General features: G+C 70.4%; 17 protein-coding genes and 4 tRNA genes. 11 read left to right on the top strand and 10 right to left on the bottom strand.

Features of this window, described 5'->3' with window-relative positions:
- Window positions 1-37 precede the first annotated feature (37 nt).
- The 4 genes from ACH45E_RS07955 to ACH45E_RS07970 form a co-directional block, all read right to left on the bottom strand.
- Window positions 38-1348, bottom strand: coding sequence for an MFS transporter (locus tag ACH45E_RS07955; RefSeq protein ID WP_361441576.1), 1311 nt, complete (start codon window positions 1346-1348; stop codon window positions 38-40).
- Window positions 1349-1463: 115 nt separating this feature from the next.
- Window positions 1464-2492 (bottom strand): allophanate hydrolase, encoded by a 1029-nt coding sequence (locus ACH45E_RS07960; RefSeq protein ID WP_361441579.1) that lies wholly within the window; start codon window positions 2490-2492, stop codon window positions 1464-1466.
- The gene (locus ACH45E_RS07965) at window positions 2485-3198 is read right to left on the bottom strand and encodes an allophanate hydrolase subunit 1 (RefSeq protein ID WP_361441582.1); all 714 of its coding nucleotides are present in this window, start codon (window positions 3196-3198) and stop codon (window positions 2485-2487) included. Before ACH45E_RS07965 ends, ACH45E_RS07960 begins: the two co-directional genes overlap by 8 nt.
- Window positions 3195-3983 carry a 5-oxoprolinase subunit PxpA gene (locus ACH45E_RS07970; RefSeq protein ID WP_361442569.1) on the bottom strand — a complete coding sequence of 263 codons (789 nt, stop codon included), beginning with the start codon at window positions 3981-3983 and terminating at the stop codon, window positions 3195-3197. Before ACH45E_RS07970 ends, ACH45E_RS07965 begins: the two co-directional genes overlap by 4 nt.
- Window positions 3984-4269: 286 nt before the next feature.
- On the opposite strand from ACH45E_RS07970, the gene nac reads away from it, so the two are divergent.
- The 4 genes from nac to ACH45E_RS07990 all read left to right on the top strand — a co-directional run bounded on the left by nac (window position 4270) and on the right by ACH45E_RS07990 (window position 8237).
- On the top strand, window positions 4270-5226 hold the full coding sequence (gene nac, locus ACH45E_RS07975; protein WP_361441585.1) for a nitrogen assimilation transcriptional regulator NAC: 957 nt from the start codon (window positions 4270-4272) through the stop codon (window positions 5224-5226).
- A gap of 132 nt (window positions 5227-5358) precedes the next feature.
- Window positions 5359-6348 (top strand): D-glycerate dehydrogenase, encoded by a 990-nt coding sequence (locus tag ACH45E_RS07980; protein ID WP_361441588.1) that lies wholly within the window; start codon window positions 5359-5361, stop codon window positions 6346-6348.
- Window positions 6345-7115, top strand: a complete 771-nt coding sequence (locus tag ACH45E_RS07985; RefSeq protein ID WP_361441591.1) for a glucose 1-dehydrogenase — start codon at window positions 6345-6347, stop codon at window positions 7113-7115. Before ACH45E_RS07980 ends, ACH45E_RS07985 begins: the two co-directional genes overlap by 4 nt.
- A gap of 84 nt (window positions 7116-7199) precedes the next feature.
- A complete protein-coding gene (locus tag ACH45E_RS07990) occupies window positions 7200-8237 on the top strand; it encodes an L-idonate 5-dehydrogenase (protein WP_361441594.1) in 1038 nt (345 codons plus the stop codon).
- Window positions 8238-8343: 106 nt separating this feature from the next.
- Here the strand turns inward: ACH45E_RS07990 and ACH45E_RS07995 are convergent.
- The 5 genes from ACH45E_RS07995 to ACH45E_RS08015 all read right to left on the bottom strand — a co-directional run bounded on the left by ACH45E_RS07995 (window position 8344) and on the right by ACH45E_RS08015 (window position 13542).
- A tRNA-Lys gene (locus ACH45E_RS07995) sits at window positions 8344-8416 on the bottom strand.
- Between the two features lie 98 nt (window positions 8417-8514).
- A complete protein-coding gene (locus tag ACH45E_RS08000; protein ID WP_361441597.1) occupies window positions 8515-10050 on the bottom strand; it encodes an amino acid permease in 1536 nt (511 codons plus the stop codon).
- A 149-nt stretch (window positions 10051-10199) separates the two neighbouring features.
- Window positions 10200-12335, bottom strand: a complete 2136-nt coding sequence (locus ACH45E_RS08005) for a DEAD/DEAH box helicase (RefSeq protein ID WP_361441600.1) — start codon at window positions 12333-12335, stop codon at window positions 10200-10202.
- Window positions 12336-12554: 219 nt separating this feature from the next.
- Window positions 12555-13079, bottom strand: a complete 525-nt coding sequence (locus ACH45E_RS08010; protein ID WP_361441603.1) for a hypothetical protein — start codon at window positions 13077-13079, stop codon at window positions 12555-12557.
- A gap of 112 nt (window positions 13080-13191) precedes the next feature.
- The gene (locus ACH45E_RS08015; RefSeq protein WP_361441606.1) at window positions 13192-13542 is read right to left on the bottom strand and encodes a metallopeptidase family protein; all 351 of its coding nucleotides are present in this window, start codon (window positions 13540-13542) and stop codon (window positions 13192-13194) included.
- A gap of 83 nt (window positions 13543-13625) precedes the next feature.
- On the opposite strand from ACH45E_RS08015, the gene ACH45E_RS08020 reads away from it, so the two are divergent.
- From ACH45E_RS08020 to ACH45E_RS08035, 4 genes are all read left to right on the top strand, one after another.
- A complete protein-coding gene (locus ACH45E_RS08020; RefSeq protein ID WP_361441609.1) occupies window positions 13626-15242 on the top strand; it encodes a metallophosphoesterase in 1617 nt (538 codons plus the stop codon).
- An 81-nt stretch (window positions 15243-15323) separates the two neighbouring features.
- Window positions 15324-15396 (top strand) — tRNA-Glu (locus ACH45E_RS08025).
- Window positions 15397-15433: 37 nt separating this feature from the next.
- Window positions 15434-15508 (top strand) — tRNA-Asp (locus ACH45E_RS08030).
- A 29-nt stretch (window positions 15509-15537) separates the two neighbouring features.
- Window positions 15538-15611 (top strand) — tRNA-Phe (locus ACH45E_RS08035).
- 61 nt (window positions 15612-15672) lie between these two features.
- Here the strand turns inward: ACH45E_RS08035 and ACH45E_RS08040 are convergent.
- A complete protein-coding gene (locus ACH45E_RS08040; protein ID WP_399040243.1) occupies window positions 15673-16644 on the bottom strand; it encodes a CorA family divalent cation transporter in 972 nt (323 codons plus the stop codon).
- Between the two features lie 94 nt (window positions 16645-16738).
- Here ACH45E_RS08040 and ACH45E_RS08045 point away from each other — a divergent pair, with 94 nt between their 5' ends.
- From ACH45E_RS08045 to hrpA, 3 genes are all read left to right on the top strand, one after another.
- Window positions 16739-16939: a DivIVA domain-containing protein gene (locus ACH45E_RS08045; protein ID WP_361441615.1), complete on the top strand. Its 201-nt coding sequence runs from the start codon at window positions 16739-16741 to the stop codon at window positions 16937-16939.
- Window positions 16940-17017: 78 nt separating this feature from the next.
- On the top strand, window positions 17018-17296 hold the full coding sequence (locus ACH45E_RS08050) for a hypothetical protein (protein WP_361441618.1): 279 nt from the start codon (window positions 17018-17020) through the stop codon (window positions 17294-17296).
- A 173-nt stretch (window positions 17297-17469) separates the two neighbouring features.
- Window positions 17470-21423, top strand: a complete 3954-nt coding sequence (gene hrpA / locus ACH45E_RS08055; protein WP_361441621.1) for an ATP-dependent RNA helicase HrpA — start codon at window positions 17470-17472, stop codon at window positions 21421-21423.
- Window positions 21424-21502 lie beyond the last annotated feature (79 nt).

Below are 21502 nucleotides of genomic sequence, written 5' to 3' on the forward strand. Positions count from 1 at the left end.
GGGGTGAGGGCGGGATGCGGAGGCGCGGTGCTGTCGGTCAGGCGTCGCGCAGCGGGAGGTGCGCCCGGTCCTTGACCACCGAGACCGCGGCGAGGGTGCCGAGGGCGGTGAGGACCGCGTAGAAGGCCGGCATGTTCACGTTGCCGGTGGTGGCGATGAGCCACGTCATGAGGAGCGGGGCGGTGCCGCCGAAGAGGGCCGAGGAGAGGTTGTAGCCCAGGCCGTAGGCGGAGTAACGCAGCCGGGTGGGGAAGAGCTCGACGAGCAGGATGTGGATCACGCCGGTGTGGCCCGCGAAGACGACGGCCATGACACACGCGCCGACGATGGCCAGGACGACGTTGCCGGTGCCGATCAGCAGGTAACAGGGGATTCCGACGACGGCCATGGCGATCGCGGAGCCGGCGATGACCTTCTTGCGGCCGACCCGGTCGGACAGCCGGCCCACGTACGGGATGGCCAGACAGATCGCCACCAGGCTGGAGGCGGTGACGAGGAGGCCCTGCACCTTGCCGAAGTGCAGCTCGGTGCTCATGAAGGTGGGCATGTAGGTGAACAGGACGTAGTAGCCGGAGCCGTTCATCAGCGGGATGAACAGGGCGAGCAGCATGGCCCGGCGGTGTTCCGCGGAGGAGAACGCCTCCTTCAGCGGGTTCCTGGACAGGCCGTTCTCCTCGCGCAGGCGCATGAAGTTGGGCGTGTCGCTGATGCGCCTGCGGATGTAGATGCCGGTGATGCCGAGCGGCACGGCGAGCAGGAACGGGATGCGCCAGCCCCAGGACTCCATGCGGTCGGCGCCGAGCCCGCTGGTCATGGCCGCGGCGATCAGGGTGCCGGTGAGCAGGGAGAGGAAGGACGCGATCTGCGCGTAGCTGGTGTACAGGCCGCGCTTGCCCTCGGGGGCGTGCTCGGCGAGGAAGCTCATCGCGCCGGACGCCTCGCCGCCCACGGAGAAGCCCTGGGCGATGCGCAGCAGGATCAGCAGCGCCGGAGCGGCGACGCCGATGGCCGCGTAGGACGGCAGTACGCCGATGGCGGCGGTGGCGGCGCTGATCAGCAGGATGACGAAGACGAGCATGCGCCGGCGGCCGAGGCGGTCGCCGAGGTGGCCGCAGATGACACCGCCGAGGGGGCGGAAGAAGAAGGAGACGGCGTATCCGAGGAAGACGAGCTGGACGGCGTCCTGGGAACCGGGGAAGAAGACGGTGGCGAGTGTCCCGGCCATGAAGCCGAAGATGCCGTTGTCGTAGAGCTCGGCGAAGATGCCGATGCATCCGGCGAGCGTGATCCTGCGGGCGGTACTGGGATCGACGGTGTTGGGTACCGGCTGAGCGGCCACGGTGCTCATGACTTCTCCTGTCTCGGAGCAAGCGGGGATGGAGCAGACGGGGATGGAGCAGACGGGGATGAGGAGCTCTCGGCCAGGTGCGGATGGTCGAGGGGGCGGATGACCGGGAGAGCGGTCAGCTGCCGACCGGGGCGGGGATCGGGTGGGGGAGGGGGACGGGGACAGCGAAGGGGGCGGGGACGCGCAGGGTGTCGAACGCCGTGCGGACGCGCTCTTTGAGGGCCTCGACGGCGATGCGCTGCGCCCGGTGGGCGGTGATCGCCTGGTCGAGGGTGCGGTGCCGGAAGCGGACGGTCTGCCCGGGCCTGACCTGCCCGAGCGCCGAGAGCCCGGTGGCGGTGACGACGGCGAGGACGGGATAGCCGGCCGTGACGCCGCGCCCGCGGTGCAGCACGAGGAGTTCGTCCCCGGCCGGCACCTCGACGGCTCCGACGGGTACGCCGCGGGAGAGGATCTCGCCCTGGGTGACGCGGCGCGGTACGCGGCCCTCCAGACGGAGGCCGATGTGGTTGCTGCGCGGGGTGACGGTGAAGGGCGCCGCGTACAGGCGGGCCGCGGTGTCGCCGAAGTCGGCCCGGTCGGGGCCGTCGGTGACGTCGATCGTCCACGGTGCGGAGTATCGCGGGACGGGTGGGTGCAGCCGGAACAGCGGGATGCCGGAGAACGGGTGGGCGAGGGGCGGGCAGGCCGTGCGCAGGACCAGTTCGGTTCCGGCGGTCAGGCCGGTCCCGAAGCCGAGGATCGTGTCCGGGGCACAGCTGCCCTGGAGATAGTCGGCCTCGAAGGAGCCGAGGACGGCGAGGTAGACGCGTAGCCCCTCACGGATGTTGCCCACCCGGATCGTGTCGCCGGCCGGCACGGGGACGGGTTGCCACTGCGGTGCGGGCACGCCGCCCACGGTGACGTCGGCGGGTGCTCCGGTCACGGCGACGAGGATGTCGCCGGACGGGGTGCACGCGAAGTCCAGCGCGGTGAGCTCCAGCAGCGGTGCCCGTTCGTCGTTGCCGCACAGCACGTTGGCGACGCGCGCCGAGTGCTGGTCGCAGGCCCCGTTGGCGGGCAGGCCGTAGCGGGAGCGCCCGGTGCGGCCGAGGTCCTGCACGGTGGTGAGGCCCGGGGTGCGGATGGTGAGGGTCTCAGCCATGGCAGGCCGCCAACGGGGTGCCGGCATGCTCGTCCCACTCGTCGGGGGCGATGGGGACGAACCGGAAGGTGTCTCCGGGGAGGTAGGCGGTGAGCGGGTCGCCGTGCAGGTCGAGCACGCGGACGGGGGTGCGGCCGAGGAGCGGCCAGCCACCGGGCGAGGGCATGGGGCAGATCACGGCCTGGCGGCCCGCTACGGCCACGCAGCCGGGCTCGACCCGGACGCGGGGCGAGGCCAGACGCGGCACGGGAGCGGGAAAGGGCGGGCCGTCCATCATCGGCGCGCCGGCGGGGGCGCCGAGGCAGCGGACGGTGAGGTCGTAACCGGTGTGGAGCCGGACGACCTCGCGCTCGGTGAGGCCGAGGCAGGCGGCGACCTCGGGCAGGTCGGGGCCGTGTTCTCCGCCGTAGACGACGGGCACGACGAATCGGCGGGGTGCCCGGGAGCAGGGGGCCGCCGAGGCGAACCGTGCGGCCTCGTGCCAGAGGATGCCGCGCACGGTGTCGTGGTCCGTGCCGGCGCAGTCGAATTCCACCAGCAGGGCGTCGTAGGTGGGCACGACGTCCTGGATGCCCTGGAGGTGGAGCGCGTCGAGTGCGTCCGCGAGGGCGTGGACCAGCTGCCAGGCCTCCTCGGTGCCCAGGCCGACCGCCTTGGCGATCAGCGCGGAGTCACCGCAGTCCGAGATCACGACGTGGGCGTTCATACCAGCGGCCTTTGGCGTTCTGTGCCGCTCAGCACCTCGTCGAGACCGGTGATGCGCACGCCTGCGGCGAGGAGTTCGGACCGTATCCGTCCGGCCAGCGCGATGGCGCCGGGGGTGTCGCCGTGCAGCAGCACCGTGTCGCAGGCGACCGGTATGTCCTTGCCGCCGACGCTGCTGATGACGCCCTCGGTGACCATGCGCAGGGTGCGGCGGGCGATGTCGTCCGCGTCGTGGATCACGGCGCCGGGTTCGGAGCGGGGCACGAGGGTGCCGTCGTCCCGGTAGGCCCGGTCGGCGATGCCGACGATGGCGACGCGCAGACCGCTGGTGCGGGCGGCGTCGGCGAGTTCGCCGTCCTGGGCGAGCACGATCAGGGAGTCGTCCAGCGAGGCCACGGCGTCCACGACCGCCTTGGCGTAGTCGGCGCGGACGGCGACCAGGTTGCCCAGTCGTCCGTGCGGGGCGACATGCCGCACGCGGGTGCCGTGGGCGTGGGCGAACGCCTGGAGGGCACCGACCTGGTACAGCACGTCGGTGCGTACTTCCTCGGGCGTCAGGTCCATGGCTCGCCGGCCGAAGCCGACCAGGTCCGGAAAGCTGGGGTGGGCACCGACGGTCACGCCGTTCGCCACGCAGGCGCGGACGGTGGCGTCCATGATGCGCGGATCGCCGGCGTGGAATCCGCAGGCGACATTGGCGGACGTGAGCAATTCCAGAAGGGCTTCGTCATCGCCCATCGTGTAGGCCCCGAAGCCCTCGCCGAGATCGGCGACGAGATCGACCATATGGATCAAGGCGTCCTCCGGGAGGGAATTGATTGATGTCGCCGTCACGCATTCCGGTCGCTGATGTGAATTCGACGGGAAGGGCAGCTTCGAGTATTTTCACTGCGAGTATTTCCTCGAGTGATGTGCCGGTCAACTTAATCCAGTCCTCACCCGGCCGCCAATACCCGTTCGGTTTGGCGTTATCGTGGATTCGTATGACGCGGCTCACATCAGGGCTGTCCTGGGGCTGGGCTCCACCCCGCCGGCTTCCTACGATGTGACTCCGCTCGTCGGAAGGCTCCTCGTGGACACCAGGCGTCTCTACTCGTTCATCAAGATCATTGACGCGGGGAGCATCACGCGCGCGGCCGACATCCTGCACATCGCCCAGCCGGCGCTGAGCCAGCAGCTGTCCGCCCTGGAGGCGCAGTTCGGGCAGCAGCTGGTGATCCGCAGCAAACGCGGCGTCGCGCCGACCGAGGCCGGCCGGGCCCTGTACCGCCACGCGCAGTTGATCCTCAGGCAGGTCGACCTCGCCCACGCGGCGGTCCGGGTGTCGGGGCGCGCGCCCGCCGGCAGCGTCTCGGTGGGCCTCGCCCCGTACAGCCTGGGCGCGGCGCTCGCCCTCCCGCTGCTGAAGAGGGTGCGCGAGCGCTACCCCGAGATCCTGCTGCACGTCAACGAGAACTTCGGCGGGGTGATCAGCGAGGCCATCATGACGGGCCGGATGGACATGGCGTTCATCTACGGAGCGGGACCGCTGCGCGGCGTGCAGTTCGAGCACCTGCGCACCGAGGACCTGTTCCTGATCGGTGCCCCGGACGGGACGCGGGCCCCGCGCGAGGACGAGGTGAGCCTGCGGGAACTGGAGCGGGTGCCGCTGCTGCTGCCCAGCCGGATCCACACCGTCCGGCAGGTGGTGGACGCCGCGTTCCAGCAGGCCTCGCTGGAACCGAACGTGGTGGGCGAGGTGGAGTCCGCGCTCACTCTGGTCAACGCCGTGGAGGACCGGCTCGGCGCCACTGTCCTGCCCGGCTCCGCGGCGCGCGCGATCCTCGATGTGCGCTCCCTGAGCGTGCGCCGCATCGTGGACCCGGTCATCCAGGTGAAGCTGTCCATGGTCACTTCCGACAACCAGCCGCTGTCCGAACCGGCGCTGGCCGTGCACAACGTTTTCCTCGAACTGGTACGGGCCTTTCACGACTGTCCGGGAGACGACAAGGGAGACTACAAGAAGGACAGCGATAAGAACGAGCTATAGCGTCACACCGGATTGCTATTTGTTCCCGGTACGGGCCGTGGCTAGCGTGAGATAAAACTGCCGCCCGGCCGACAGGGCTCATTTCGGCACCGGCGTCAGAAATGGCACCTGCCCTGTTACTGGAGAGAACAGATGACGATTCGCTTGCTCAGCACCCGGCAGGACCTGCCGGGTTCCGGGTTGCGGCGGCTGGCCGAGAAGGCGGAGGTGGTGTCCTGGGCGGGCACCGACAAGCCCGGCCCGGGAGATCTCGCCGCTCTCGCCCCCGGCAGCACCGGCATCCTCGCCCTGGGCAACGACCCGGTGGACGCCGCGCTGATGGCCGCCGCCGGCCGGTCCCTGCGGGTGATCGCGCTGGCGAGCATGGGCTTCGACAACGTGGACCGGGCCGCCGCCGCCGAGCGCGGCATCGTCGTCACCCACACCCCCGGAGTCCTGGCGGAGACCACCGCCGACCTCACCTTCGCCCTGATCCTCGCGGCCCGCCGACGCCTCGGCGCCGCCGCCGCGAGCCTGGCCCGCGGCGGCTGGGACCAGTTCCGGATGCACGACCACCTGGGTCTCGACGTCCACGGAGCCACCCTCGGCCTCGTCGGCTACGGGCAGATCGGGCGTGCGGTGGCCCGGCGGGCCCAGGGCTTCGGCATGCGCGTGATCCACCACGACCCGTACGCGTCCGACGACGCCGTCTCGACGCGGGTCGGTCTCGAGACGCTGCTGGCCGAGGCGGACGTCGTTTCGCTGCACGTACCGCTCACCGCCGAGACGCGGCACCTGATCTCCCACCGCGAACTCGCCGTCATGAAGCCGACGGCGACCCTCGTCAGCACCTCGCGCGGCGGCGTGATCGACGAGGCGGCCCTCCTCGAAGCGGTCCGACGGGGCGCCCTGCACTCGGCCGGCCTCGACGTGTTCGAGCGGGAACCGATGGGCGAGGACCTCTCCCCGCTCGTCGGCGAGCCGCACGTGATCACGCTCCCGCACATCGGGTCGGCCACCGACACCACCCGCGCCGCGATGGTGGACCTGGCCGTCGACAACATCCTCGACGTCCTGGCGGGCCGCCCCGCCCGCACCCCGCTGCCCGGCACACCCGCGGTTCCCCACGGGGTGCCCGCATGAGCCACCCGTCCTTCGACATCACGGGCAGGGCCGCCCTGGTCACCGGCTCCAGCCGCGGCATCGGCAAGGCACTGGCGGCAGGACTGCTGGACGCCGGCTGCACGGTCGTCCTCAACGGCCGTGACGCCGACGCGCTGGAGAAGGCACGCGCCGAACTCGCCGTCCCGCACGGCGACCGGGTCCACGCCGTCGCCTTCGACGTCACGGATCCGGCGGCGGTCACCGCGGGCGTCGCCCGCGCCGAGGAAGCGGCGGGTCCGCTCTCCGTCCTCGTCAACAACACGGGGGCACAGCACCGCGGGCCGCTGCTGGAGTTCTCCGACGACGACTGGCACCGGCTGCTCGACACCAACCTCACCAGCGCCTTCCTCGTCGGCCGGGCGGTCGCACGGCGCATGGCCGCGCGCGGCCACGGCAAGATCGTGAACATCTGCTCGCTGCAGAGCGAGGTGGCCCGGCCCGGCATCGCGCCGTACGCGGCCACCAAGGGCGGCCTGAAGATGCTCACCAAGGGCATGTGCGCGGACCTCGGCCCCCTGGGCATCCAGGTCAACGGCATCGGCCCCGGCTACTTCGACACGGAGCTGACCTCGGCCCTGGTCGCCGACGAGGAGTTCAGCGCCTGGGTGCGCCGACGCACTCCCTCCGGCCGCTGGGGCCGGGTCGAGGACCTCGTCGGCGCCCTGATCTTCCTCGCCTCCCCGGCCTCCGACTTCGTCAACGGACAGGTCCTGTACGTCGACGGCGGCATGCTCTCCGTCCTCTGATCCCGAAGCCCTCTGATCCCGAAGTCCTCTGATCCCGAAGTCCCCTGATCTCAAGTCCGCTGTTCCCGGAAGGAAACCTCCACCATGCACGCCTGCGTCATCCACACCGCGGGAGACCTCCGTGTGGAGGAGTTCACGCCGTCCGCGCCCGGCCCCGGCGAGGTGGCCGTCACCGTCGCCTTCGGCGGCATCTGCGGATCCGACCTGCACTACTACCGCCACGGCCGGGTCGGTGACTTCACCGTGCGGGAGCCGATGGTGCTGGGCCACGAGATCGTGGGCCACGTGGCCGCCCTCGGCCCGGGTGCGGACGGACCGGCCGTCGGCACCCCGGTCGCGGTCCACCCGGCCACCCCGTGCGACCACTGCGCCGAATGCGGCGCGGAACGGCGCAACGTGTGCGCCGGCACCCGCTACCTGGGCAGCGCCGCCCGTACCCCGCACGTCCAGGGCGGCTTCGCCCAGCACGTCACCGTCCCGGACGCCCAGATCCGCGCCCTGCCGTCGCACCTCGACCTGCGCCGCGCGGTGCTGGCCGAGCCGCTGTCCGTGGCCCTGCACGCGGTACGACGGGCCGGCGACGTACGGGGCAAGCGGGTCCTGGTGACCGGCGCCGGACCGATCGGCTGCCTCGTCACCGCGGCCCTGCGCCATGAGGGGGCTGCCGAGGTCGTGGTGAGCGACCTGATGGAAACACCCCTGCGGATCGCTCGCGCCTGCGGTGCCACCGCCACCGTCCGGGTCGGCGCTCAGGACGATGCGGAGGACGAAGCGTGGGACACGCCGTTCGACGTCGCGGTGGAAGCCTCCGGAGCCCCCGCGGGACTGCGGACCTGCGTGGAGCGGACCCGCCGGGGCGGCACGGTCGTCCTCCTCGGGCTGCTGCCTCCCGGCGAGGTGCCGTTGCTGGGGAACATCACCGTCACCCGTGAGCTAGAGCTGCGCGGCGCCTTCCGTTTCGACACCGAATTCGACGACGCCATCGACCTGTTGGCCGGCGGCCTGCCCGTCGACGCCGTCGTGACGCACACCTTCCCGCTGTCCGACGCCCGGGCGGCCTTCGACATCGCCCACGACCGCACCGTCGCCTCGAAGGTCCTGCTGGACCTGGCACGCGCCTGAGCACGCCCCCGTAACGGACCCTCAAACGAGACGGCGCCCAGGCCGACCGAAGCCGACCCGGACGCCGCACAGCAGGTCAGGGGCCATGTCCCCCGCCTGTCACCGGTAGGCCCTGTGGGACTCGAACCCACAACCAATGGATTAAAAGTCCACTGCTCTGCCAATTGAGCTAAGGGCCCAGGCGATGTTGCCTCCCCGAGCATAGCCGGACGCGGCCGTGTCTCCGATCGGGTATCGGCGACGCGGCCACGTCGGACGGTGAAACGCGGCGGAACCGTCAGGGATCGACCGGTTCGGGCGCCGCCGTGCGGGACGCCTCGCGGGCCCGGTTGCGTTCGTGGTCGGGGTTCAGGAACCAGTGGCGGGCCGAGGCCAGCCACCAGGCCGCCGCGAAGCCGAGGACGACCAGGACGGCGACCGGGGCGTAGTTGAAGGACGTCCAGGTGACCGGGGAGACCTGGGGAAGCATGAAGAGGACCGTGATCACGCCGACCCACACCACCGAGACGATCCCGACCGGCTGCGACCAGCGGCCCAGGTGCCAGGGGCCGCGCGCGAAGGCGGCGCCCTTGCGGACCCGCAGCAGGGTGGGGACGACGTAGGCGATGTAGAGGCCGATCACCGCGATCGAGGTGACGGCCGCGTACGCCGTGTTGTTGATCAGGTAGGGGAGGCCGAGGACCAGGGCGCCGGTCGTCGCCAGCCAGACCGCCGCCACGGGGGTGCGGGTGCGCGGGCTCACGGTGTGCCACAGGTGTGAGAAGGGCAGCGCGCCGTCGCGGGAGAAGGCGTAGATCATGCGGCTGTTGGCCGTCACCGACGCCATGCCGCAGAACAGCTGGGCGCCGATCACCACCAGCAGCAGCAGCTTGCCGGAGGTCGCGCCCAGCGCGTCGAGGAGGATCTGGGCGGGGGGCGCGCCGGTCGGGGACTTGAGCTCCTTGTCGTAGGACTGGATCGCGAAGGTGAAGCCCAGGAGGAGGACGAAGCCCGCTATCCAGGAGGTCCAGATCGACTGCACGATGCCCTTCGGGCCCGCCGTCGACGCGTCGTGGGTCTCCTCGGTCATGTGGGCCGAGGCGTCATAGCCCGTGAAGGTGTACTGGGCCATCAGGAGTCCCAGGAGGACCACGTACGGGCCGTTGCCCCAGCCTGTGTTGTCGACGAACTTCGTGAACACGAAGGACGCCGACTGGTGGTGGTCCGGTACGAAGGTCAGCGCGCCGACGATGACGGCCACTCCGAGGACGTGCCACCACACGCTGACGTTGTTGAGGAAGGCGACGATCCGGACGCCGAAGGTGTTCAGCAGGCCGTGCAGCAGCAGGATCGCGGCGAAGAGCAGGACCGTCCGTCCCGGGGTGACCTCGAAGCCGAACTGGAGGTTCAGATAGGCGCCCAGGAAGGACGCCGCGCCGAAGTCGATGCCCGCCGTCACCGCCACCTGGCCCAGCACGTTGAACCAGCCGGTGAACCAGGCCCAGGCGGCGGCCGAGCGCGGCGGCGCCAGGCGGTGCGCCCAGAAGTACAGGCCCGCCGACGTCGGGTACGCCGAGCAGATTTCGGCCATCGACAGGCCGACGAACAACGTCATCAGGCCGACCGCCACCCAGCCCCAGGTGATCACCGCGGGGCCGCCGGTGTTCATCCCGAAGAGGTAGAGGGTCAGGCAGCCGGACAGCACCGAGATGATCGTGAAGGAGACGGCGTAGTTGGAGAACGCCGACATTCGGCGGGCGAGGACCTGGGTGTAGCCGAGCTGGGCAAGCCGTTCCTCGTCCGACAGCCCACTCACTCTCGCGTCATCTGTCATGCCCCCAGCGATTCCCTCACCGGGGGCGTGACATGCGTCACTCAAGGACTCGGTGTGGCCAAAAGATGCCCTCGCAGTCCTGCGGGCTTGCGACGGAAAAGGGCCCGTACGACCGGAGTCGTACGGGCCCTTCCTCAGTTCACCCGGTGTCAGCCGTTGCGCTTCCAGCGGGGCTTGTCGTCGCGGCGCCCGAAGGAGCCGGTGCCGCCACGGTGGTCGTCACGACGGCCGTAGGGGCGGTCGTGACCGGCGGAGCGGAAGCCGGGGCGGTCGCCCTGGCGGTCACGGTTGAACGGGCGGTCGCTGCCACGGTGGCCGCCACGCTCGTCACGGCGCTCGAAGGAACGCCCGGCCGGACGGTCGTCGCGGCGGAAGCCACCCCGGTCGTTGTCACGGCGCTCGAAGGAACGGCCACCGCGGTCGTCACGGCGGTCGTCACGGCGGAAGCCGCCCCGGTCGTTGTCACGACGCTCGAAGGAACGGCCACCGCGGTCGTCACGGCGGTCGTCACGGCGGAAGCCGCCCCGGTCGTTGTCACGACGCTCGAAACCACGCTCGCCGCGGTCACGGTTGAACCCACCGCGGTCGTTGTCGCGACGCTCGAAGGAACGGCCACCGCGGTCGTCACGGCGGTCGTCACGGCGGAAGCCGCCCCGGTCGTTGTCACGACGCTCGAAGGAACGGCCGCCACGGTCGTCACGGCGGTCGTCACGGCGGAAGCCGCCACGGTCGTTGTCACGACGCTCACGACGCTCGTACGACGGAGCCTCCGCCTTGTCGACGTCCTGCGCCACCGGCTGCTGGGGCACCGACACCTCGACCGCCTCCGCGGCCTCGGCCTGCGCCTCGGCGACCGCCTCCGCCGGGTCCTCGCCGCGCTCGCGGGCGACCCTGGCGACCAGCCGGTCGGCCTCCTCGCGCAGCTCGCTCGCGCGGCGCTGCGCCCGCTCCAGCTCCTTGGTGAGCTGGAGGACCTCACGCTCGGCCTGCTGGGCGGCGTTGCCCGCCGACTCGGCCTGGACCTCGGTCATCGAACGAGCGCCGGTGATCTCCGCGACCTCCGGGTCGAAGGCGGCACCGCCCTGGATGATGTGACGCCCGGCGTCGACGCCCGCGTCCTCCATCAGGCGGAAGATCTGGCGTCGCTGGTGCGGCAGGGAGAGGGAGACGACCGTACCGGTGCGGCCCGCACGCGCCGTACGGCCCGCCCGGTGCAGGTAGTCCTTGTGGTCGCCGGCCGGGTCCACGTTGAGCACGAGGTCGATGCCGTCGACGTGGATACCGCGGGCGGCGACGTCGGTCGCGACCAGCGCGTTGACGTAACCGTCCTTGAAGTCCGCCAGCGTCCGCGTCCGCGCGCCCTGCGTCATGCCACCGTGCAGCGCGTCGGCCTTCACACCGGCGTCACGCAGCTGCTCGGCGATCCGGTCGGCGCCCAGCTGGGTGCGGACGAAGATGATCGTGCGGCCCTTGCGGGAGGCGATCGCGGCGGTGACCGGCGCCTTGTCCTTGGGCTTCACGATGAGGATGTGGTGCGACATGGTCGTGACCGCGCCCTGGGCGGCGTCGACCTCGTGCGAAACCGGGTCGACCAGGTAGCGCTTGACCAGCGTGGAGATCTCGTTCTCCATCGTGGCCGAGAACAGCATCCGCTGACCGCCCGCCGGGACCTGGTCGAGCAGCTCGGTGACCTCGGGCAGGAAGCCCAGGTCGGACATCTGGTCGGCCTCGTCGAGGACCGCGATCCGCACGTCCTCGAGGGAGCAGGCGCCGCGGTTGATGATGTCGCGGAGGCGGCCCGGGGTGGCGACCAGGATGTCGACGCCCCTCTCCAGGGCGTAGATCTGGTTGCCCATCGACGTACCGCCGCAGACGACCTTCATCTTCAGGCCGAGGACGTCGCCGTACGGCTGGAGCGCGTCGGCGACCTGCATGGCGAGCTCACGGGTGGGCGTGAGGATGACGGCCCGCGGCTTGTGCTTCTCGGTGCGGCCACCGGCCAGCGCGGCCAGGGTGGGCAGACCGAAGGAAAGGGTCTTGCCGGAGCCGGTGCGGCCCCGGCCGAGGATGTCCTTGCCGGCCAGGGCGTCCGGGATGGTCGCGGCCTGGATCGGGAAGGGGACGGTCACGCCGTTCTGCGCGAGCTTGCGCACGACGCCCTCGGGGAGACCGAGGTCCGCGAAGGTGACCTCGGGCGTGCTGGTCTCGTCGGCGGCCTGGAACTCAGCGTTGTCGGCCTCGATGTTCTCGGGCACCACGACGTGATCAGTACTGGAAATGGACATGCGTCTGCGAAACCTTCCGGAGTCTCGTCGGCACGCGCCCGTCAACTCCGTGATTCGCAATACGACCGCCTCTATGCGGTCAGCCACGGCAAGGGAGAGTACGCGCCACACGGCGCGCTCTGTGGTGGCGCCGGGCAAATGGGATCAAACGATCTACCACCATACGCACCCTCCACCCTTGAAGGCAAACCGAGCCCGGTAGACGTACGTCACACGCCCCTACACCGGTGACCCGGCCGTAGGCGCCGGCTCCCGCTGGGCCAGCTGCGGCCCCGTCTCCTCGTGCGCCGACGAGGACGGCTCGGCGGTCGGGGGCTCGCTGGACGCGGGTGGTGGCGGAGGAGGGGGAGGGGGCGGCGGCGTGGGTGTCGGCTCGGGGGTGTGCGAGGGCGTGGGCTGGTCCTTGCTCGGGGGCGGGTCGCCCGGCTTCTCGGTCCTGCCGGTCTCGGCCGGTGCGGACGAGGCAGCGCTGCCCTTCGCCGACGGCGTGGCCGAGGCGGAGGCCGACTTCCCCGGCTTCGGCTTCCCGCCGTGCCCGTGCTTGCCGTCGACCGCCTCGCCGCCGTATCCCCCGCCGCGCCCCGACACCACCGTCAGGCCGTCGGACGCGTCGCCGCCCCGCCGGCCCGCCGAGTGCGACGGTCTGGCCGGGCCCGCGTCGTCGCCCACGTTCACACAACCGGAGGTGGCGGCGAGGACCATCGCCGTGGCGGCCAGACGGACGGGTACGGGCAAGGGGCGCACGGCGGCCACCTCCGATGACGGAGTGAAGAAGTCAACCTGCCCAACTCCCGCCGCCCACAAGAGGACACGCGACCCGCCGGAAAGGGGCCGGCGACGACTCCGCCCGCACGGCTCAGCCGTAGCCGAGCGTGTGCAGCCGCTCGTCGTCGATCCCGAAGTGGTGTGCGACCTCGTGCACCACGGTCACCTCGGTCTCCGCGACGACGTCCTCCCGCGTCTCGCACATCCGCAGCGTCGGCCCCCGGTAGACGGTGATCCGGTCCGGCAGCACGCCCGCGTACCACTCGCCGCGGTCGGTCAGCGGGGTCCCTTCGTACAGCCCGAGCAGCTCGGGATCGTCGGTGGGCGGTTCGTCCTCGACGAACACCGCGACGTTGTCCATCAGCCGCGTCAGCTCCGGCGGGATCCGGTCGAGCGCCTCGGCGACCAGTTCCTCGAACTCCTCGCGCGTCATCTCCAGCACAGGGCCATTGTCCGGTACGACACCGCCGTACGAGAGTCGCGGGCCGCCGCATATCCATGCCGGGACCCGGGCATACGGCACCAATGGCCCGCGTCCCCGTCGCAGCCCTGGACCGCATGCTGAACCGGACCTCGAACCGCATCCGCAAGCCCAGCCCCGGGAAGGGCACCCGCACCCTGCCCGCGCTCGAACTCGCCGCCCGGCCGCACCCCTGGGTCCGTGCCCTCGGGCTGACGGGCGTCGTGCTGGTCGGCGCCTGGCTGGGGCTGCTGATCGTGGGCAACGTACGGGCCCCGGTCGGCCCGATGAACACGACCATGACGCTGCGCCCGTCTCTGACCGGCGGCACCAAGATCAACGTCGCTCCGCTCGGCGCGCTCTCGCTCGACAGCCACATCGCGCCGGTCCGCCTCGACGTCAGCGTCGACCAGCTCGACCCGGTCCGCTCCCAGGCGCTGGTCGACCACCCCGAACGCCTCGCCGGCCTCCAGGACGAGATCGCCCGGGACGTCGAGCACGGCACCGTCGACCTGGCCCTACGCTCCTGCGTCGCCGTGGTGGCCGGCGCGACGGCGCTCGGCCTCGCGGTCTACCGCCGCCCGCGCCGCGCCCTGGCGGCCGGCGGGCTCGCGTTCACCCTCCTCGCGGCGTCCGGCGCGACGGCGTACGCCACCTGGAACCCCGAGTCGGTCCTGGAGCCGCGCTTCTCCGGCCTGCTGTCCTCCGCGCCCTCGCTGGTCGGCAACGCGCGCAGCATCGTGACGGAGTTCGACGTCTACCAGAAGGAGCTGGCCCGCCTGGTGACGAACGTGACCAAGCTGTACGACGTCACGTCCACGCTGCCGGCCTACCAGCCGGACCCCAGCACCATCCGGGTGCTGCATGTGTCGGACATCCACCTCAACCCGGCGAGCTGGAAGATCATCAGCTCGCTGGTGCAGGAGTACAAGGTGAACGTGATCGTGGACACCGGCGACACCATGGATCACGGTTCGGCGGCCGAGAACGGCTTCCTGGACCCGATCGCCGACCTGGGCGTGCCGTACGTGTGGGTGCGCGGCAACCACGACTCGCGGGTCACCCAGAAGTACCTGGGGCGGATGAAGAACGTGCACGTCCTCGACGACGGCAAGGCGGAGTCGGTGGCCGGCCTGCGTTTCGCGGGCATGGGCGATCCGCAGTTCACCCCCGACCGCTCGGGCCACCTCAGCGACGACCAGGAGCGGCTGGCGGGCGACCGGCTGGCCTCCGCCCTGCGCGACCAGCGGACGGCGGGGACCCCGGTGGACGTCGCCATGATCCACGAGCCGTCCGCGGCACGGGAGACGGACGGCGAGGTGCCTCTGGTACTGGCCGGGCACCTCCACCACGAGGGCGACGAGATCATGAAGCGCGGCACCCGGCTGCGGATCGAGGGCTCCACGGGCGGCAGCGGGCTGCGCGCCGTCGAGCACAAGTACCCGGCTCCGATCGAGGCGTCGATCCTCTACTTCGACCGGGACACGCGTCGCCTCCAGGCCTGGGACGCGATCAAACTGGGCGGCCTGGGCCTGACGACGGCCGAGGTCAGCCGCCACCTCCCGGAGGAGAACCAGCCGGGCGCGACCCCGAGCCCGAAGAACCCGACGCCGTCGTCGTCCCACCCCTCATCCGCCCCCTCATCCACCTCCCCGTCCACCGCGCCGTCTGTGTCGCCGTAAACCGTTTTGGCGATACCCCTCGCCATCCCATATGCTTCTCACGTCCCCGACGCGCTGATGAAGCGCCCAGGCGGGCCGATAGCCCTCATCGTCTAGCGGCCTAGGACGCCGCCCTTTCAAGGCGGTAGCACGGGTTCGAATCCCGTTGGGGGCACGCTAGACCGTGTGCGACACTGTCGTACACAACGCTTGGTCCTGTGGAGCAGTTTGGAGTGCTCGCCACCCTGTCAAGGTGGAGGCCGCGGGTTCAAATCCCGTCAGGACCGCTGGGGTTTTGTTTCACGTGAAACCCCGTGGCTGGGTAGCTCAGTTGGTACGAGCGATCGCCTGAAAAGCGATAGGTCGCCGGTTCGACCCCGGCCCCAGCCACAACCGCCCTACCAGGCAAAACGGCCCCACTGGAGATCATCCGGTGGGGCCGTTCTCGTGTTTACCGCCCCTCGGGGTCGTTGTCGCGAAGCTTGTCCCAGAGGCCGGTGCGGTGGAGTACGTAGAGGGCCGTGAACAGGACGGTCATCTGCAGGCCCACCGCGAGCAGCCAGAAGACGACCTTGCTCTCCAACTCGTCGGTCATGTAGGTGAAGTTCATACCGAAGAACCCGGTCAGGAACGTCAGCGGCAGGAAGATCACCGACACGATGGCCAGCCGGTTGATCACGCCGTTCTGCTCGCCGGACACGAGGGTGGAGTAACTGGCGAAGGCCCGCCGGGAGGCGTCCTGGAGGGACTCGATGTCCTTGAGCACCAGTCTTGAGCTGTGCTGGAAGGCGCGGGCCAGCCGCTGCCGCTCCTGAGGGAAACGGGGGTTCATCATCCTCCGCGTGAAGGCCTCGTCCGTCGTCTCCAGGTAGGGCAGGAGCGTGTGGTGCAGGAGGGCCGAACGGCGGCGTAGCCGCGCCAGCCGGTAGACCTGCCGGGGGCGCCGCCGCTGGAACATCTCGTCCTCGAGTTCCTCCACCTCCAGCAGGGCCTGCACGGCCGACCGGCGAAACGTCTCCAAGGCCTCCTGGAGGAGCAGGAACAGCGTGGCCACGGTGTCCGGAGGCCTCTCGTTCGGCAGCCGGGCCGTCACAGTGCGCATCAGTCCGATCGGGCCCCGGTGGACCGTGATCAGATACCGCTCCGTGACGAAGGCATGGACATGAGTGACCTGGTCGTCCTCGACCACGGGTACGACGAATCCGGCGCTGTCCCCGAGGAACTCGGCCCGCGCGGCCTCGCCCTCCGTGCCGAACCACGCCAGGTCCGCGGCCTCCAGACCGAGCAGGCGGGCGACCGGTGTCTCGTCGGGGCGGGTCGGCTCGGGCAGTTCGATGTCGACGAACAGGAAGCGGGATGCCGCGAGCCGCTCCCGGGCCTCGGACACGTGGGTTCGAGTGACGGTCCCTTCCGGCATCGACATCACCGATACGATCATCGTCCCTCACCGTGGGTACGGGCTGCGGCACACTCCAGCCTGCGCAGGTGAGGGTGCCCACGCACACGGACGGACTCGTTTGGGGGACGCTTTGCAGGGGTTCGACATCGCGCGGCGCGGTTACGACCGGGACCAGGTCGATGCCTACCTGGCGTCGCTGACGGCCGGCGCGGGCACCGACGTCCCGCCGCCCGCCTTCGACCTCGTCCGCCGGGGGTACGACCGGGCGCAGGTCGACGCACGGGTGGCGGAGCTTCGGGGCTCGGGGCCGGCCGTCTGACCGTAAGGCCGCTTGGCAGCGGGCCCGGCCGGCGCTACGTTCTGGCCGATCGACCGTGATTTCTGGGGGCGGGGGACGATGGGCCAGGACGTCGGGCTGGAGAAGGACCGGGCGCGGTACGGGCTGCTCGCGGTGATCGTGAGCAACCTCGCGATCGCCGGAGTCGCGATCTTCGGGGTGTGGCGGCTCGACGGGGACAAGGCGGTGATCGTGGGCGTACTGACGGCCGCGTTCACCGCGGTGAGCAGCATGACCACGGCCTACCTCGGGATCAAGGCCATATCCAACACGGCGAGGTCCATCGCCCTGGGCGACGTCCCCCGCCGCGAGCCTCCGGCGGCGCAGCGAAGCGAGTAGCCCGGGGTTTGCCGCCCGGCCCAGGGTCACGCAACCCGGCGTTACGGGGTGCCGCTGCGCCCACCCGGCGACGAGAGTTGTACGGGTGGGCGGGTGGGAAAGAACCCCCTGCTGAACCGCCGGAGGCAAATCGTTAGCCAGGAATTTCGTCGAGGTGAGATCCTGGACCCCGTATGTCTACGCACCCCGCCCCCGCCCTCGGCACCCTCGCCCCCCGTCTGACCGAGCTGTCGCTGCGCGACGCGCACCGGCTCGGGCGCAGGCTCGAGGGCGCGCGCAAGATCCGTAAGCCGGAGGCCCGCGCCGCCGTCCTCGCCGAGATCGAGGCGGAGGTCGGCAAGGCCGAGTCCCGGATGGACGAGCGGCGCGCCGGCGTGCCCGCCGTCACCTACCCCGAACAGCTGCCGGTCAGCCAGAAGAAGGACGAGATCGCGGCCGCCATCCGCGATCACCAGGTCGTCATCGTCGCCGGCGAGACCGGTTCCGGGAAGACCACCCAGATCCCGAAGATCTGTCTAGAGCTGGGCCGCGGCGTGCGCGGCATGATCGGGCACACCCAGCCCCGGAGGATCGCCGCCCGGACCGTGGCCGAGCGCGTCGCCGAGGAGATGGACACGCCCCTCGGTGAGGCCGTCGGCTGGAAGGTGCGCTTCACCGACCAGGTGAACCCGGACGCGACCTTCATCAAGCTGATGACGGACGGCATCCTGCTCGCCGAGATCCAGACCGACCGCGAGCTGCGCGCCTACGACACGATCATCATCGACGAGGCCCACGAGCGGTCCCTGAACATCGACTTCCTGCTCGGCTACCTCGCCCAGCTGCTGCCGCGCAGGCCCGACCTCAAGGTCGTCATCACCTCCGCCACCATCGACCCCGAGCGTTTCTCCCGGCATTTCGGCGACGCCCCGATCGTCGAGGTCAGCGGGCGGACGTACCCGGTGGAGGTGCGCTACCGGCCGCTCCTCGAAGAGGACTCCGACGACGCCGACCGCGACCAGATCACCGCGATCACCGACGCCGTCGAGGAGCTGATGGCGGAGGGGAAGGGCGACATCCTCGTCTTCCTCTCGGGAGAGCGCGAGATCAGGGACACCGCCGACGCGCTGGAGAAGAAGAAATACAGATTCACGGAGGTACTCCCCCTCTACGCCCGCCTCTCCCACGCGGAGCAGCACCGAGTCTTCCAGCAGCACACCGGCCGCAGGATCGTGCTCGCGACCAACGTCGCGGAGACATCCCTGACCGTCCCCGGCATCAAGTACGTCATCGACCCCGGCTTCGCGAGAATCAGCCGCTACAGCCATCGCACGAAGGTGCAGCGGCTGCCCATCGAGCCGATCTCGCAGGCCAGCGCCAACCAGCGCAAGGGCCGCTGCGGGCGTACGTCCGACGGTATCTGCATCCGCCTCTACACCGAGGACGACTTCGTCGCCCGCCCGGAGTTCACGGACGCGGAGATCCTCCGTACGAACCTGGCCTCCGTCATCCTCCAGATGACCGCGGCCGGCCTCGGAGACATCGAGAAGTTCCCCTTCATCGACCCGCCGGACCACCGCAACATCCGCGACGGCGTGCAGTTGCTCCAGGAGCTGCACGCGCTGGACCCGGCGCAGAAGGACCCGCGCAAGCGCCTGACCGACACCGGCCGCAAGCTCGCCCAGCTGCCCGTCGACCCGCGTCTGGCGCGCATGGTGCTGGAGGCGGAGAAGAACGGCTGTGTCCGCGAGGTCATGGTGATCGCCGCCGCGCTGTCCATCCAGGACCCGCGTGAACGCCCCGCCGACAAGCAGACCCAGGCCGACCAGCAGCACGCCCGCTTCAAGGACGAGACCAGCGACTTCCTCGCCTACCTCAACCTGTGGCGGTACATCCGCGAGCAGCAGAAGGAGCGGGGTTCCTCGTCCTTCCGCCGGATGTGCAAGCAGGAGTACCTGAACTTCCTGCGCATCCGGGAGTGGCAGGACATCTACACGCAGCTGCGCACGGTCGCCAAGCAGATGGGCATCCACCTCAACGACCAGGACGCCCCGGACGACCGTGTCCACGTCTCCCTCCTCGCCGGTTTGCTCTCGCACATCGGCATGAAGGACGTGAAGGACGGCGCGAAGAACGAGTATCTGGGCGCGCGCAGTGCCAAGTTCGCGATTTTCCCGGGCTCCGCGCTGTTCAAGAAGACACCCCGGTTCGTCATGTCCGCCGAGCTGGTGGAGACCTCCCGGCTCTGGGCCCGGGTCAACGCGAAGATCGAGCCCGAGTGGGTCGAGCCGCTCGCCGCCCATCTGCTGAAGCGGACGTACAGCGAGCCGCACTGGGAGAAGGACCAGGCGGCCGTGATGGCGTACGAGAAGGTCACGCTGTACGGCGTGCCGATCGTCGCCGACCGGAAGGTCAACTACGGCCGTGTCGACCCGGAGGTCAGCCGCGAGCTGTTCATCCGGAACGCGCTGGTCGAGGGCGACTGGCGGACGCACCACAAGTTCTTCGCCGACAACCGCCGGCTCCTCAGCGAGGTCGAGGAGCTGGAGCACCGGGCGCGGCGCCGGGACATCGTGGTCGACGACGAGACGCTGTTCGACTTCTACGACCAGCGGGTGCCGGAACACGTCGTGTCCGGGGCCCACTTCGACTCGTGGTGGAAGCACAAGCGGCACGAGCAGCCGGATTTCCTGGACTTCGAGCGGGAGATGCTCATCCGGGAGTCGGCGGAGGCGGTCACCAAGGCCGACTATCCGGACTCCTGGCGCCAGGGGCCGCTCAAGTTCCGCGTCACGTACCAGTTCGAGCCGGGCGCGGACGCCGACGGCGTCACGGTCCACATCCCCCTCCAGGTCCTGAACCAGGTCACTGACGAGGGCTTCGACTGGCAGATCCCGGGTCTGCGGGAGGAGCTGGTGACGGAGCTGATCCGTTCCCTGCCCAAGCCGATCCGCCGCCACTACGTGCCCGCGCCGAACTACGCGAGGGCCTTCCTGGAGAAGGCGACCCCGCTCGCCGAGCCCCTCACCGCGACCATGGCGCGTGAGCTGCGGCTCATGGTCGGCGTGCCCTTCGAGGCCGCCGACTTCGACTGGGCGAAGGTCCCCGACCACCTGGTGATCACCTTCCGGATCGTCGACGAGCGGCGGCGGAAGCTGGCGGAGGACAAAAACCTGGAGTCGCTGAAGCTGCGCCTGAAGCCGAAGGCGAGGCAGGCCATCTCGCAGGCCGCGGCGGCCATCGCCTCCCGCCAGGGCGGGGAGTCCCTGGAGCGCGAGGGCCTCACCGACTGGACCATCGGCACGCTCAGCCGGGTCTTCGAGACCCGCCGGGCCGGGCAGCCGGTGAAGGCGTACCCGGCGCTGGTGGACGACGGACCGACGGCGAACACCGTCTCGGTCCGGCTCTTCGACACGGAGGCGGAGCAGGCGGAGGCCATGTGGAAGGGCACCCGCCGGCTCATCCTGCGCAACATCCCGGTGAACCCGGCGAAGTTCGCGTCCGAGAAGCTGACGAACGCGCAGAAGCTGGGGCTGTCCGCGAACCCCCACGGCTCGATCCAGGCCCTCTTCGACGACTGCGCGATGGCGGCGGCGGACAAGCTGATCGGGGACTTCGGGGGGCCGGCGTGGGACGAGGAGTCGTACCGCAAGCTCTACGACAGGGTGCGCGCGGAGATCGTCGACACGACCGTGCGGACCGTGGGCCAGGTGCAGCAGGTGCTGGCCGCCTGGCAGGCCTGTGAGCGGCGTCTGAAGTCCGTGCGCAGCCCCTCCCTGCTGGCCAATCTGACGGACGTGCGCAAGCAGTTGGACGCCCTGGTGAAGCCCGGCTTCGTGACCTGGGCGGGCATACGGCGTCTGGCCGACCTCATGCGGTACCTGGTGGCCGCGGACCGGCGGCTGCAGCAGATGCCGACGAACGTCCAGCGGGACGTCTCGCGCATGCAGAAGGTCCACGAGATGCAGGACGAGTACGCCTGGCTCCTGGAACAGCTCCCCCAGGGCCGCCCTGTCCCCTCCTCCGTCCTGGACATCCGCTGGATGATCGAGGAGCTCCGGGTCAGCTACTTCGCCCACGCGCTGGGCACGGCGTACCCCGTCTCGGACAAGCGGATCGTGAAGGCGATCGACGCGGCTGTCCCGTAATCGCCCGCGTACGGTGGGTGAGTTCGACCAGGGCCCTCACCCTCCTGTACAGTCTCTTCTCGCAGCGCAACGCAGCAAA

Source organism: Streptomyces sp. NPDC020299 (assembly GCF_044387825.1).
Taxonomy (GTDB): domain Bacteria; phylum Actinomycetota; class Actinomycetes; order Streptomycetales; family Streptomycetaceae; genus Streptomyces.